The sequence below is a fragment of the Saccharopolyspora sp. CA-218241 genome (assembly GCF_050954615.1).
GTDB classification, from domain to species: Bacteria; Actinomycetota; Actinomycetes; order Mycobacteriales; family Pseudonocardiaceae; genus Saccharopolyspora; species Saccharopolyspora cebuensis.
In genome coordinates this window covers 5,891,094-5,905,187 of sequence record NZ_CP191860.1, presented here as the reverse complement: position 1 = coordinate 5,905,187, position 14,094 = coordinate 5,891,094, and the positions used below count along the sequence as shown (strand labels likewise).

General features: G+C 69.3%; 11 protein-coding genes. 2 read left to right on the top strand and 9 right to left on the bottom strand.

Annotated elements, in window-relative coordinates:
• Positions 1-52 precede the first annotated feature (52 nt).
• The 4 genes from ACQP0T_RS28020 to ACQP0T_RS28005 form a co-directional block, all read right to left on the bottom strand.
• Complete coding sequence (locus tag ACQP0T_RS28020; protein ID WP_433870714.1) at positions 53-1,618, bottom strand: protein kinase family protein; 1,566 nt, start codon at positions 1,616-1,618, stop codon at positions 53-55.
• Positions 1,619-1,716: 98 nt separating this feature from the next.
• On the bottom strand, positions 1,717-3,624 hold the full coding sequence (murJ, locus tag ACQP0T_RS28015) for a murein biosynthesis integral membrane protein MurJ (RefSeq protein ID WP_433870713.1): 1,908 nt from the start codon (positions 3,622-3,624) through the stop codon (positions 1,717-1,719).
• A gap of 71 nt (positions 3,625-3,695) precedes the next feature.
• Positions 3,696-5,918, bottom strand: coding sequence for a DUF6049 family protein (locus ACQP0T_RS28010; protein WP_433870712.1), 2,223 nt, complete (start codon positions 5,916-5,918; stop codon positions 3,696-3,698).
• Positions 5,915-6,442 (bottom strand): NUDIX hydrolase, encoded by a 528-nt coding sequence (locus ACQP0T_RS28005; protein WP_433870711.1) that lies wholly within the window; start codon positions 6,440-6,442, stop codon positions 5,915-5,917. The genes ACQP0T_RS28010 and ACQP0T_RS28005 overlap by 4 nt, the downstream gene beginning before the upstream one ends.
• 212 nt (positions 6,443-6,654) lie before the next feature.
• On the opposite strand from ACQP0T_RS28005, the gene ACQP0T_RS28000 reads away from it, so the two are divergent.
• On the top strand, positions 6,655-8,154 hold the full coding sequence (locus ACQP0T_RS28000; RefSeq protein WP_433870710.1) for a CCA tRNA nucleotidyltransferase: 1,500 nt from the start codon (positions 6,655-6,657) through the stop codon (positions 8,152-8,154).
• Positions 8,155-8,330: 176 nt separating this feature from the next.
• Entirely contained in the window at positions 8,331-8,903 is a 573-nt protein-coding gene (locus tag ACQP0T_RS27995) for a YqgE/AlgH family protein (protein WP_345360186.1), read from the top strand.
• Positions 8,904-9,169: 266 nt separating this feature from the next.
• On the opposite strand, the gene ACQP0T_RS27990 is transcribed toward ACQP0T_RS27995, so the two are convergent.
• From ACQP0T_RS27990 to ACQP0T_RS27970, 5 genes are all read right to left on the bottom strand, one after another.
• The gene (locus ACQP0T_RS27990; protein ID WP_433870709.1) at positions 9,170-9,484 is read right to left on the bottom strand and encodes an SdpI family protein; all 315 of its coding nucleotides are present in this window, start codon (positions 9,482-9,484) and stop codon (positions 9,170-9,172) included.
• Positions 9,485-9,560: 76 nt separating this feature from the next.
• Positions 9,561-9,707 carry a hypothetical protein gene (locus ACQP0T_RS27985; RefSeq protein ID WP_433870708.1) on the bottom strand — a complete coding sequence of 49 codons (147 nt, stop codon included), beginning with the start codon at positions 9,705-9,707 and terminating at the stop codon, positions 9,561-9,563.
• A gap of 127 nt (positions 9,708-9,834) precedes the next feature.
• Positions 9,835-10,782 carry a hypothetical protein gene (locus tag ACQP0T_RS27980; RefSeq protein ID WP_433870707.1) on the bottom strand — a complete coding sequence of 316 codons (948 nt, stop codon included), beginning with the start codon at positions 10,780-10,782 and terminating at the stop codon, positions 9,835-9,837.
• Entirely contained in the window at positions 10,779-11,096 is a 318-nt protein-coding gene (locus tag ACQP0T_RS27975; protein ID WP_433870706.1) for a TauD/TfdA family dioxygenase, read from the bottom strand. The genes ACQP0T_RS27980 and ACQP0T_RS27975 overlap by 4 nt, the downstream gene beginning before the upstream one ends.
• Before the next feature lie 552 nt (positions 11,097-11,648).
• Positions 11,649-14,042 (bottom strand): tyrosine-type recombinase/integrase, encoded by a 2,394-nt coding sequence (locus ACQP0T_RS27970; RefSeq protein WP_433870705.1) that lies wholly within the window; start codon positions 14,040-14,042, stop codon positions 11,649-11,651.
• Positions 14,043-14,094 lie beyond the last annotated feature (52 nt).

The window sequence follows — 14,094 nt, the reverse complement described above, 5'->3', positions numbered from 1 at the left end:
GTACGACGACGGGCCGGTGACCTCGTGGATCACCGGCCCGCCGGGAACGTCCTCAGGTGGCGGAGCCGAGCACCGACACCTCGTTGATGCTGGAGGAGAACCCGCCCTCGGAGGGCACCAACTGGGTGATCACCACCAGCACCTTGTCCACGGGCTGGGTGGAGCGGAGCTGGATCGGGGTCTCGCCCGCCTCCAGCGTGGCCTCCCCGATCACCTCGCCGGACTGCATGCTCGGCTGCCCGGAGATGGTGCGCACCTGCACCGTGGCCCCCGCGCTCGGCGAGTCGATCACGAGCTGGCGCAGCGCGGTCGGCTGGCCGAAGCTCAGCACCGCGCCGGTGCCGTCGCTGATCCCGCCCGGACCGAGCTGCTGGTTGTAGCGGGAGGTCCCCCAGTCGGTGTTCGGGTCGCCGTCGGCGAGGTAGGCGACGCTGTTCGGGTTGTCCGGCGAGCCGTTGGCGCTGAACTGGACGACGTCGGTGATGTCCACCTTCGTCGCCGGGACCTGCTGCGGCGGCTGCGTCGGATCGCCGTTGGTGTCGAGCGTGCGGGTGTCGCCGGTGGGGCCCTCGGTGAACGCGCCGATCAGCTGCACCGCGATCCAGCTCACCACCAGCAGCGTGGCCACCGACAGCACGCCGAGGCTGACCATCAGCTTGCGCCGCTTGGTGCGGTCCGGCTTGGGGTCCTCGCGCCGCCACACCTCGCCGGTCTCCCCGGAGGAGGCGGCACCGGCCTGCCCGGTGCTCGGCGCGGGTTCGTAGGTGGCGTGCTGCTCCAGCACCCGCAGCACCGCCGCCCCGGTGCGCACGCCGCCGGTCGTCCCGGTGGAATCCGGGTTCCCCAGGGCGCGCACCGCGACGGTCGACAGCTCCATCGGCACGGTCGGCCGCAGCGTGCGCGGCGCGACCACGGTGCCGTCCGGTCCGGTCGGCGCGGTGGGCAGGTTCTCCGGCGGGTTGCCCAGCGCCCACCGGCCGGTGAGCAGCAGGTACAGCGCGGCACCGAGGCCGCGCACGTCGTCGCTGGAACTCGCCTGCGCCATCGGGCCCGGGAACGCCATCCGGATCTCGCCCTCGGGGGTGATCCGGATGCGCTGCGGGTGGTCCGCGCCGAGGACCAGGCCCGCGTGGTGCGCCGCCTCCACCGCGGCGGCCAGCGGCTGCAGCAGCCGCGCCGCGGTGCCGGGCGGCAGCGGCCCCTCGGCCACCAGGTCCAGCAGGTCGGTCCCGTGCGTCCACTCGGCGATCACCACGCCGAGCACGCCGGTCGGATCCCCCGTCGACGGTGTGACGACGTCGAGCACCCGCGCGACGCCGAGGTGGTTGAACGTGCTCGCGTGCATCGCGCGTTCCAAGGTGCGGCGCGCGTTCGTCGCGGACTCGGAATCGGAGCGGTCCCCCACCAGGATCGTCAGCGCGACGTCGCGACCCAGCACGCCGTCCTTGGCGCGCCAGAGCTGTGCGTCGCACCGGGCATCCGAACCGACCTGCGCGAGGAGTCGGTATCGGCCGTGGTCCAGGACGGCTCCCGCGACGAGCCCCTGGTCCGCCGGACCCTCGTTGCCACCGGTCTCGTCGCGTTCCGCCGCGATCTGCTCGGTCGGTTTGCTGGTCACCTTCCCTCTCCCGCTCCTCCCGGTCCCGCCGAGGTACGTGCCAACCCACTTTCCCGCACGGGAGGAGACTTCACCGTTGAGGGTACGTGACGCAGGAGTCAGCCACGACGCAGCAAACCGGTGAGCCGTCCGATCGCGGGTTGAAGTTCGGCGACCCGCAGCAAGGCCATCAGGCCGAAGATCGCAGCGAACCCGACCACGGCACCGACGACGAGCTGCACCCACGCCACCGCGGCACCGACCTGCCCGCCGATCTGGCCCGCGCCGATCAGCCACGCGCACAGGAAGCTCAGCCCGCCGCCGACCACCGAGGCGACCAGCGTTTTGCCCAGCGTCACCAGGAAACGCCGACTGCCCAAGGGCCCGAGCCGGTGCCGCAGCCACGCCTCCCCGACCAGCCAGCCGACCACGAAGCTCAGCGAGTTGATGAACGTCAACCCGTACACCACCCGCTCCGGCGGCAGCAGCGCGCTCACCGCCAGCGCCATGAGCAGCTTGGCGGCGGTCATCACCACCATGATCAGCGTCGGGGTGCGCGCGTCCTTCAACGCGTTGAAGGTCCGCATCTGCATCATCGTGATCGCGTACGGCAGCACGCCGAACGACGACACCGCCAGCGCGACGCCCAGCGTCGAGGCGTCCTCGCCGGAACCGTTGAGCGCGAACAGCGCGGTCCCCAGCGGCACCCCGAGCCCGGTCATGACACCGCTGATCGGCAGCAGCATCGCGGTGGACAGCCGGTTGCCGAGCGACAGGTCGCCCTTGACCCGCTCGTAGTCCTGATCGGCCGCCGCGGCGCTCATCCGGGGCAGGATCGCGGTCATCACCGAGAACCCGATGACGCCGTAGGGCAGTTGGAGCAGCATCCACACGTAGTTGTAGGTCGACCAGCTCCCGACCTCGGCGGCGGTGGCCACCCGGGTCAGCGCGACCAGCCCGATCATGCTCACCGCGACGTAGCCGACCGTCCACAGCGCCAGGCCGCCGAACTCGCCGAGCCGGGAGTCCCAGCCGAACCGCCACCGGAACCGGAACCCGGTCCGGCGCAGCGCGGGGAGCTGGATCAGCGCCTGGGCGACCACGCCGAGGGTGACGCCGACGCCGAGGACGAGCAGGTGGGAATCGGTCATCCGCACCGGGTCGACGGTGATCTGCCCGGGCAGCGCCATGTAGGCGAGGATCGTGGCGATGACGACCAGGTTGTTCACCACCGGCGCCCAGGCCGGCGGGCTGAAGGTCTGCTTGGACTGCAGGATCGCCCCGACCAGCGCGCTGATCCCGTAGAAGAAGATCTGCGGCAGCAGCAGGTACGCCAGCGCGGTGACCAGCTCCGGGTTGGAACCGTCGGACTCGGTGACCATCACCCAGGTCAGCGCGGGCGCGGCGATCAGGGACAGCACGGTGCCGATGCCCAGCACGACGATCGCGATCGACATCATCTGCTGGGTGAACCGCTGGCCGCCGTCCGGGTCGGACTTCTGCGCCCGGACCAGCACCGGCACCACGATGCTGGTCAGCACCCCGCCGATCAGCAGCTCGAAGATGCTGTTCGGCAGCGTGTTGGCCACCGTGAAGGAGTCGTTGACGACGCCGAAGCCGACTGCGAAGGCCAGCAGCAGCTTCCACAGGAACCCGGTGGCCCGGCTGATCAGCGTCGCGATGGCCATCGACCCGGTCGCCTTGAGCAGCGACGGCTTGCCCGGCGAGACCGGGCGGATCACCTGGGTCTGCTCGACCGCCTGCTCGGTGGCCTGGTCCACGCCCGGCTCCGGCACCACCAGCGGGATCGGCTCGGTGGGCGCCGCGTGCCAGCCGCGCGGTGGTCCCGGCTGCGGTGGCGGTGGGCGGTGCCCCGCGGGAGGCTGCGGCGGTCGGGGCGGACCGGGAGCGGGCCGGTGCGGCCCGCCGCCGGGCTGGGGGCGGGACAGCGGTCGCGTCGGCTGCGCGTCAGGTGGTGGCTGGGGTCGGCCGGACGGCGGTCGACCGCCGTCCCTGTCGTGGTTCACTCGCTCACTACCTCCGCCCGTGGCGACCCGCGGTCACCGCCAAGCACTCATCCGTGGACCCGCACAGGATGTCAGTCCGCGTCCCGATCACCGTCAGTGGCGGCGGGGACCGCCGCGTCGACCGGACCCGACTGATCGGTCCCGCCGCCGGTCCGCTCGTCGCGGCGCTTGGCCCGCACCTTGCGGACGATGCGCCGGACCGACAGACCCACCAGCAGCGCTCCGGCGATGGCCGTGATGATCGGGATCACCGCACCGTAGGCGGTCGACTGCACCGGCATCCGGGCGCCGGAGCTGAGCCGGGTGCCGCCCTCGGTGACCAGGCCGACGTCGATGAAGAACTTGCCGGGCCGCTGCGCCGAGGTCTCCAGCCAGAACGTCCGCTTGCCGTTGGCCGGGATGCGCAGCACGCCCAGCTCGCGGTACTCCACGCCCGGCAGCCGGGGCAGCACCAGCTCCACCCGGAGCTGGATCGGCAGGTCGTTGATCACCGTGATCGGCACGTGGCTGGTGTTCGAGCCCATCATGATGGTGCCCGGGAACGCGCCGATCCGGACCTGCGAGAGGACGCCCTCCAGCGTCCGGGTCGCCAGCCGCACCCAGTGCCGCGCGGCGTCCGGATCGCCCCGCCACGCGCTCGACGCGCCGCGCAGCAGGCCGTTGCGCAGCGGCGTGGTGACGTGCCCCGGCTGCACCTGGCTGGACGGCTCGTTGTCCGAGCTCCGGTACAGGTCGCCCACCTTGTAGTTCTGGGCCGCCAGCGCGTCGAGCACCGGCTGCGGGATCTCGTCGGCGCCCGCGTCCACCGGGTAGGTCAGGTCCGCCTCGGGCAGGCTCGCCGGGTCCGGGGTGGGCAGCGCGGTCGGTTCGACGTACCCGGCTTCGGACAGGTCCTGCATCCCGCGCAGCAGCCCGCGCAGGTCGTCGCCGCCCATCCGCCAGCGGCGCGGCGGGGCCAGCACCGAGGTGGCGTTCGGCACGCGCGCCGTCGTCGCCCGGACGGTCAGCGCGCCCAGCACGTTCTGCGCCGACAACCGGCCGTTCTCCGGCGGGGACAGCGCGGTGACCCGCTGCGGCGTGTCGTGAAGCGGGTCCAGCGCCCGGCTCAGCAGCGGATCGATCGGCACCGCGGCGATGTCGGTCCCGTGGACCCGCGCGGGCGAGAGGGACCCGGCCGGGATGCCGATCGCCTCCGGCTGCATCAGCACCGTGCGCGGCATCTGCTCCACCGCCGGACCGGCCAGCGCGCCCTCGACCGGCCACATCACCTCGCGCGGCTCGGTGCCCAGCTCGCCGCGCACCAGGGCGCGGCCCTCCATCGCCCCGGTCACCAGGTCGGGCAGGTCGGCGCGGCCGAGGGCGACCACGTCGACGTCGGCGTAGGGCAGCGCGATCACGCAGCGGCCGTTGGTCGCCTCGCGCAGCTTGCTCAGCCACAGCTCCGCCGCGCTCGACCCGATGCCCTCCGCGAGGGTGCCGTCGTCCTGCCGGACCAGGTAGCCCGACTGCATGGTGCGGACCGTCATCAGCAGGTCCGGATCGATCGCGAAGCACAGCCCGTTGCCCAGCGGGGACCCCGGCGGCGCGGTCTCGCTCACCGCCTGCACCAGCTCGTAGAGCCGTCCGCCCGGCGCCAGCGAGGTGGAGAGCTGGTCGTCGACCAGGATGCCCCGGGCGTTGGGCAGCGCCTCCCGCTCCATCCGCGGGTAGTCGACGATCGGCACCAGCATCGACATCGGCGTGGGCTGCGGCGGCGGCGCGGCGGGCGCCCCGCCCGGCAACGCCAGCACCGGGAGCAGGAACTGCGCCTCGGCCACCCGGGCCCGGCCGCCCGCCTCGGGCACGCCGTTGATGTTCACCAGCAGCGGGTACACCCCGGGTTGGGTGAGCTGGAGCGAGTTCGGGCCGGTGAGCGGGATGCGCAGTTCGATGGGCAGCACCTGCCCGGGGCCCAGCTCGTCGACCACCGGGCGGAACGCGGGTCCGGTCGCGCTGCGCGAACCCGCGCGCAGCGCCCGCTGCGCCTCGGCCTCGGTCGCCGCGGGGTTGCCGCGCTCGATCCGAGCCTCCACGCCGCTGATCGTGCGGTCGCTGATGTTCGTCAGGCGCCCGGTGACGACCAGCTCACCCGGCGAATTCCCCTGGACCACCGAAGGGGTGACATTGGTCACTTCCAGTTGGGTCAGCGGCGCGTCCTGGGCGTGCGCGCGCGGTGCGATCCCCGGGACCACCCCCGGGAGCACCGTCGCCGCCATCCCCAGCGCCGCGATCACGGCGACCAGCAGAAACCTCACCCCGGCTGCTCCGTCCTCCGCGTCGCCGCGCCGTCCGCGCGCAGGCTCAGCGCGTGCCGCACGAGCCGTCGTTCGTCGGCGTAAGCCAGGACCGCGTCCAGCTCGCCCAGCGGCACCCACGCCACCTCGGTGACCTCCACGTCCTCGTCGGAAAGGTCGCCGCCCACCGCCTCCAGCAGGAAGTGGTGCACGGTCTTGTGTATTCGCCTGCTGCCCGCGACGAACCAGTAGTCGATGGATCCGATCGGGACCAGCACCCGGCCGATGATCCCGGTCTCCTCCGAGACCTCGCGCACCGCGGTCACCTCGGGCGTCTCACCAGCCTCGATGTGCCCCTTCGGCAGCGACCACAGCATTCGGCCCCGACGATCCAACCGCCCGATGATCGCAGCGCGCTCCGAGGCCGCGTCGACCACCAGCCCACCCGCCGAGGTCTCGTCGACCGTCCGCAGCCTGCGCCGCCGCCGGCGCCGGTTCCGGCGCCCCGGCTCGGCGCCACCGGAGCGGCCAGGCGACGGGGGCATGCCCCGATGGTAGTGCGACCGGCCCCACCCCCGGCGGCGTACGAGGTACGCCCGCTCCCGCCGGACGCCCTGCCGCCGCGGTGGGGCCGGGTGACAGGAAGGTTCCCCTGCTGCCACCCGTGACAGGAAAGTGGCCCTGCTGCCACCGGGTGCGGCCCTCTCGGGACCGGTGCGCACGAGGCGGGCGGGAGCGGCCGATACCCTGCTTCCTCGTGTCATCCTCGCAGCCCAACGCCGGTACGACGTCCGCTGAGCACCGCGCGCGCGAACGCCAAGCGCAGCGCAACGCCGTCGTGGAGCTGGTGCGGGTCGCGCCGATGGCCGAGGAGCTCGGCGAGCTGTTCGCCGCCGCCGGGCACCGGCTCTACCTGGTCGGTGGCAGCGTGCGCGATGCACTGCTGGGCCGGTTGGGCACCGACCTGGACTTCACCACCGACGCCCTGCCGCACCAGGTGCGGGCGCTGCTCGACGGCTGGGCCGAGACGGTGTGGGACACCGGCATCCAGTTCGGCACGCTCGGCGCCTACCGCCGGGGCGCCACCGTCGAGATCACGACCTTCCGCGCGGACACCTACGACCGCGTGACGCGCAACCCCGACGTGGCCTTCGGCGACAGCATCGAGGGCGACCTGGTGCGCCGCGACTTCACGGTCAACGCGATGGCCATCGAGCTGCCGGGCCGGTCGTTCGTCGACCTGCACGACGGGATGGCGGACCTGGTCGACGAGCGGCTGGACACCCCGGCCGCCCCGGAGGACTCCTTCGCCGACGATCCGCTGCGGATGCTGCGCGCGGCCCGGTTCGTCGCCCAGCTCGGCTTCACCCCGGCCGAGCGGGTGGTTCGCGCGATGACCGGGATGGCCGAGCAGATCACCCGGATCACCGCCGAGCGGGTGCAGGCGGAGCTGTCCAAGCTGCTGTGCGGCCGGTACCCGCGGCGCGGGATCGAGCTGTTGGTGGACAGCGGGCTGGCCGAGCACGTGCTGCCCGAGCTGCCGGCGATGAAGCTGGAGATCGACGAGCACCACCAGCACAAGGACGTCTACCGGCATTCGCTGACCGTGCTGGACCAGGCGATCGATCTGGAGCGCGCGGCCGATCCGGAGGGCGAGCCGGACCTGGTGCTGCGGCTGGCGGCGCTGCTGCACGACATCGGCAAGCCGGCGACGCGGCGGTTCGAGCCGGGCGGCGGGGTGAGCTTCCACCACCACGAGGTCGTCGGGGCGAAGATGACCCGCAAGCGGCTGCGCGCGCTGAAGTTCTCGAAGGAGATCGTCTCCGACGTCTCCGGGCTGGTGTTCCTGCACCTGCGCTTCCACGGCTACAGCGACGGCCACTGGACCGACTCGGCGGTGCGCCGCTACGTCACCGACGCGGGGCATCTGCTGCCCCGGCTGAACAAGCTCGTCCGGGCCGACTGCACGACCCGCAACCGGCGCAAGGCGGCGGCGCTCCAGCGCGCCTACGACGACCTGGAGGAGCGGATCGCCCGGATCGCCGCCGAGGAGGACTTGGCCCGGGTGCGCCCCGACCTGGACGGCAACGAGATCATGCGGCTGCTCGGCGTCGAGCCCGGACCGCTGGTCGGCCAGGCGTGGCGGCACCTGAAGGAGCTCCGGCTGGACCAGGGGCCGATGAACCGCGACGAGGCCGTCGAGGCGCTGCTGCGGTGGGCCCGGGACCAGGGCATCGAGCCGCCCGCCGACCGCTGACCGAGACGTCATCGCAGGTCACGAGGCTGTTAATAATACCTGGTGGTAATGCTGGGTGGTACTGCTCGGTGCTGCCCGCGCGGTGCTAGTACCGCTGGTACGCCGAGGTCGGGTTTCTTCGGGAACTTCGGCACACTTCGGGTTCCGGAGCGGCGCCGCGGTGAGATCATGCGGCGGTGGGAACTGACGTGGACGTGGAACCGGGGACGCTGCTCGTGGCCGCGCCGCAGCTCGTCGACCAGAACTTCCGGCGGACGGTCGTCTTCGTCATCCACCACCGCCCGGAAGGCACCCTCGGGGTCGTGCTGAACCGGCCCAGCGAGGTGGCGGTCGGCGAGGTGCTGCCCAAGTGGGGGCCGCACGCCACCGAGCCGTCGGCGCTGTTCGTCGGCGGACCGGTCGAGCAGCGCACGGCGATCTGCCTGGCCGCGCTGCGCGCCGGGGAGGACGTCGCGGCGGTCTCCGGCATGGTGGGCGTGCGCGGACCGGTCGGACTGGTGGACCTCGACGGCGAACCCGACGAGCTGGTGGCCAAGGCGCGCGGGATGCGGTTCTTCGCCGGGTACGCGGGCTGGGAGGCCGGGCAGCTCGCGGGTGAGATCGAGCGCGGCGACTGGCACGTGGTCCCGGCCCTGCCCGACGACGTGGTCGGTGCCCCGGGCACCGAGCTCTGGGGCCGGGTGCTGCGCCGCCAGGGACCACCGCTGGCGTTCCTCGCCACCCACCCCGGAGACGTCCAGGTCAACTGAGCGCAACCGCTCCGGGACGACGGCTCGCGGTATCGAGCACGGGCTAATAATGCCGAGTGGGGTTCCGCAGGTCGTGCGCTCGGACGTCGCGCCGTTGATAACAACGGCTGGTGCCTGCCGCCGGAACGCGGCGCGCGGCAGCGGTCGGGCGCCGTCGGCGATCCCTTCAGATCACTGCGCGGCGCCGCAGCAGCCCCCGGCGCAGCCGCCGCAGCCACCGACGGCCGGAGCCGGGGCGGGCATCGCCTCGGCGGCGCGGTTGCCCATCACCCCGCCGACGGCCTGCAGCACCACGGCACCGACCAGGCCGAGCGCACCGACCAGCAGCACGCTCGCGGTCGAGGCCAGCGCGGGCAGCGAGATCCCGGCCAGCACGGCCACCGCCCCCCGGCGATGTTGGCGGGCGCGGCGACCCGGTTGGCGAGGGCGAACGCCTCCTCGCCGCGCAGCGCCGCCGGGGTGCGGACGCCGACGAAGCGGTTGCGGGCCAGCCGACCGCGCCAGCCGCGCAGTCCGACGTAGAGCAGCGCGATCCCGCCGACGAGCAGCAGGGCGCAGAGGATCACCTGAACAGCGAGCACCCGCCCAGCCTAAGCCTCCGGGCGACGCACCCCCGCCGCTCACCCGTTCGGATGTGCCCCAGCCCATGCCGAGCCGTCACAGCGGAGCGCGGTCCAGCTCGGCCCGGATGCGGTCCAGCTTCGAGGTCTCGGCGTGCAGCGCGGCGGACAGGTAGCCGAGGACCCGGTACACCCGTTCGCGGTGCTCCGGGAGGTCGCGGTTGAAGATGGGTTCGTGGTGCATGATCCGGTTCCTTGTCTGCACCTTGTCAAGCCGGGTCGTGGCTTGGCCCCTCCTTGGACGGTCGGCTGGATGCATCAAGGGTCCGGCCGACTACGCCGCCAAGCACTCAGAGTCACGGACACCCCGATCAGTCATTTCCATACTCGGGCTCTTGACCGACGTAATCATCGACATCGCCTTCGATGTGGAATTCGGTCACAAGTCCAGCCTGACTGATCAGCTCGTAACTGTTCAAGACCAACTGGCAAGTGGAGCAACTGAAGTAGTCAGCACCGACTGTCAGCGTTACCGAGACATCGTCCAGGAGGTAGCTACTATACTCCTCGTCGATACCGTAGCCGCTGTCGGCTGGGTAATGAAACTCTGCGTTAAGAATCTCCTCACCTTCGAGGAGCCCGTCGGACTCGCAAGCCGGGCAAGTCATGACCTCAAGGTGATTTAGCTGCGCCGACAACTGCTGATCGGTCTTCCACTCCGCGGCGACCTTCGCCGGGAGAGTTCCTTCGCGCCGCTGCTGAAGACGCTGTTTAGCCCTCTCAATCAAAGCGACGGTGCGCTGTTCAATATTCTTGGCATTCTGCTCGAGATGCTTGGTTACCGTGAGCTCGCGATCACTACCGACAAGCTCGTCGATGTTGCGATCGAGCGCTGTGACAAGGATGGCAGCCTGGGCCCAATATCTGGGCCACCAGGCGTGGGACGGGATCGTCATGAATCCCGCACCGCTGCTGTGGAGGTACTCGTTCCGTCCGTTGATGATCTTCATGGCTTCTGCCTGGTCAAAGGGTTTGAACGCCTTGTGACATCTGGCCATCAGTGTCTTTGCGCGCACGGAGGTGAACCTGGCGTCGCCCTTGACAAGTCCGCTCGCAATGAGGAGGTTAGTGCCTTCCTCGTTCGGCTCTGCGATCAAGAGAGGCGAGACGCGAGCTAGAGCAGCTTTGGCCAGCAGTTCGAGTGCTAGGGCCGCCCACAAGGCTTGTTCATCGAACGACCTGTCGTCGTTGTCCATGGCCCGGTTAAGGAAGAGTTTCGCCTTCGTCCAAAGCGCCTCATGATCGAACGGCCTAGTCATGATGCCTCGTGGTTTAGGTGGAAACTGACCCGCTGGATTTCTCTATGCGGCTCGTCGACGGCAGAGGCCCGGGCATGCAGAACTCGACGATTGTCGATCAGAAGTACTTGACCTGGCTCGCTCCATGCGTGCTCGGTCGCGGAGGTCGCCGCTTCATCAAAGAACTGCACCGCCTGTCGCGCCCGCGCGTCGCAGGGCAACATGCAACCTGGATCGTAACGCAGGCGCCCGCTTGCGTAGGGCGTCGCGAAGAAGCTGTCGTTACCGCTGCTAATCAGAAAGACACCATGCAGTGCGTATACCGGCGTCCTCATGACATAGCGCCCGGAGTGCGTCCCGTTCCAGAGGTAGGTTGGCGTCGTACTGGTGGTTGCGCACGCAAGAACGACGATGTCGGGCGGTTGCGGCAAGTGTGCGCCGTCGGTATGAAGCGGCTGAGCCCCCTTGCCATACCGTGAGCTTAGAGAATTGGGTTCCGCATCAGCGGGGTCGACCGGGCGCAAGGTGGTAACGGCTGGGCCGCCGCGACGCGTTGGTATCTCAGTCCACCTGAGCATCGAGGCCTCACGTTGAACCTGAGCTATAGTCCCCGGGCCTGCGGCCCAACCCCTAGCTTGGCTCTCCCCGAGGAGAGCCTCCAACATCATCGCCATGCAACAGTATGTACTGGCATGGCGCTCGATTTTCCACCACTTTGAGGGTCCGATTTCTGGCACGACCGCGCGTCCAGCCCGTGAGCGTCCGGACACAGCCGCGGTTTGCGCGAGCTTCCGAGGGCCCGCCGCAGCCGGACCTCGGTGATCGTCCTGACGGTTCCACCACCAGTCCACGGTCAAGTCCAAGGTCCGTTGCAGCGCCTTGCTACCTCATGCGGTCGTTGGACTTCGCAGGGCGGGGAGGCCAAGGTCTGTCGTCCTGGTGATTCCGGCGAGGCGTTGTGTGTCGTCGCGTTTGTCTCGGAGGAATTTCAAGGTGAGGTCGAGTCCTTCGATCTCACCGAGCCAGCCTTGCTGTTCAGCCCGGGTTCGCCGGTTGATGAGGTCTTCTTCGAGTTCGTCAAGCCTCGGGATCATGTCCGGGCTGATGTGCAGCATCGGACAACGCAGGCAGGCGTGTTCGTGCTGGCATGGAGTTCCGTAAGGTCTCGCGCAGGACCCGAGTTCGACTTTGCGTTTGTCGAAGTGCTGCTCGAACTCCGCCCATTCTTCGCTTGTAACATCGCGGTATTCCTCAACTGGCCGCTTGGTGCGACGCTGCTGCAGGAAATCGTGGTAGTGACGAACGACGTCTTCCTCGAAGACCCCGACATAGGTTCTGGTTGTCTGGACGTTGAGGTGGCCGAGCAGGGCTGCGCCGATATGGATCGGAAGCCCGTTGTTGACCAGGTCGGTTGCGAACAATCTCCGAAAATCGTGAGGACTGAAGTTTGTTCTAGCAAATGCCGGGTGCGTTTCGGACAGATCTTCGCAGATCAGTTTGAGTCGACGGTGGACCGTGCTTCCGCTGATCACCACGAGCCGGGACCCGTATGGACGCTGGAAGAGAAATGGCATCGGTGCGGTCCAGATTTTTTCGTGGGAGTCATATCGCCTCGTCAACGGAACGGTCTTGTTGACCCTCGTGTGGCGCCGGACGATTGTCGCGATGACATGGAAAAGCTCGGCCGACATCGGGATCACTCGTTCCCGGTCGGCTTTCGACGGCGCGATAACGAGCAGGGCGATGACTTCGCCGTTGGGCCGTTCGTATTGCCGGATGCTGAGGTGCGTGAGTTCGGTCAGCTCCTCGATGCGGATGCCGCTCAAACGGAGCGTCTCGACGGCTGCCCAGTCCCAAAACGCAAGATCTTCTGCGGCGGTCAGGTCGATCCGCTTGCCGGTGGCCAGGTCCTCAACGCGGACGGGCTCGATTGCCTGATCCCTGTACTCGCGCTTGCTCTTGAGAATGTCGACTCTTCTATAGCTGGAGCCGTCGAACTCGAAGAGCTCGTTCGTTTCCTTTTCCTGTGCTGCGGCCAGGAGGTCGCGCGACCGCGTGTAGCGGCGCTCGACCTCTGCCACGAGGATGGGAAGCAGGGGTTGGCGGCTGCGGATGCGGTCGGCGGTGCGCTCGACCTGGCGGCGTCGGCGGCCGGCAAAGCCGCGGAGCTCGCCTGGTGCGATTGGGCTGGGCACTGCCCAGTGGGCCCAGCGTTCGGGTTCTTCAACGGCCCAGGTTTGCAGGTCCAGGTAGAGGGCCCGGACTGCGAGCAGTATGTGGTCGCAGTCCAGCCGTTCCTGGTCGCTGTTCTCCCGCAAGCGGATCAGTTCCCGCCATCGCAGGTAGGTGTCCTGGTCAAGCCGAAGGTCGGCTTGCCCAGGGTTGATCTGTTCGATCTTGGTCCAGAACAGACCCACGAGCGACAGGGCAAGCCCTCTGAGCGTGGAGTAGTCGCAGCCGCTGGCGCGGCGCCGATCGAGGTAGTCGATGAACAGCTGCCGGACCGCCTGATTGCGGATTGAGTAGTAGTCGACGAGCTCTTCCGTGCTGCGTTGCCCCACCAGCAGTGCGGCCTTCAACGTCGGCGGGGTGCCGTGGGAAAACATCCCCATCTCGTGGAGAACTTCCCAGGCCAGCTGCGACGGGATCCTGCTGCGCGTGTGATCGTTGTGCATGGTCAGCCCAAGTCGGCGACACTCCAGCGCGTAGTGCAAGACAGCTTCCGGAGTGATGTCGCACAACGCGACACCCTGCACTGTGAGCAAGCAAGTCACGTCAAACAGCGCGATCCGCTGATGGGTTCGGCGGACCGGAACTGCGGCGACTCGCCCGAAATACTCATCGAGCAGGCCGTCCCGTTGAGCTAGCGCGAATGCTTCGGGGTAGCGCCCGAACGTGTTGGAACGAAACGCCGGCAGTGAGGGCCGGAGGACACGCATAACCAGCAGGGTCCGCAAACCAGTCGAAGCATTCCTGCGTTCGTTGTCGCTGGTGAAGAGATCTCGGACTGGCCGGCCGGGTTCGTCCAGCCCGGAGGCGATCCAGCGCTCCTGCCAGGTGTCGCCAGGAAATCGTTCAAGCCAATCCAGGATCATGCGGGCGCTGCGAACGTACTGCTCCGGTTTGGTCCCGGAGCCGACCGGTTGCGTGCGAACCAGGTCGACGATTTCCGGCGCCGTGGCACTCGACAGATTGCCAAACGGTCCTGGCGGTATCGAGGGTGGTTCGGCCGGCGCGGGCGTAAGTTCACGCGGCACCAATCGGCTCGACGAGGTGGGCATAGATGCAGGTCGGCGACGGCCCCGCATCGGGTGGGACATGGCCGTGCCGTTG

Excerpts from the sequence above, each read along its gene's own strand:
- ACQP0T_RS27970 (WP_433870705.1), bottom strand. The coding sequence starts at position 14,042 with ATGCCCACCTCGTCGAGCCGATTGGTGCCGCGTGAACTTACGCCCGCG.
- ACQP0T_RS28005 (WP_433870711.1), bottom strand. The coding sequence starts at position 6,442 with ATGCCCCCGTCGCCTGGCCGCTCCGGTGGCGCCGAGCCGGGGCGCCGG.
- ACQP0T_RS27980 (WP_433870707.1), bottom strand. The coding sequence starts at position 10,782 with ATGACTAGGCCGTTCGATCATGAGGCGCTTTGGACGAAGGCGAAACTC.
- ACQP0T_RS27985 (WP_433870708.1), bottom strand. The coding sequence starts at position 9,707 with ATGCACCACGAACCCATCTTCAACCGCGACCTCCCGGAGCACCGCGAA.
- ACQP0T_RS27975 (WP_433870706.1), bottom strand. The coding sequence starts at position 11,096 with ATGAGGACGCCGGTATACGCACTGCATGGTGTCTTTCTGATTAGCAGC.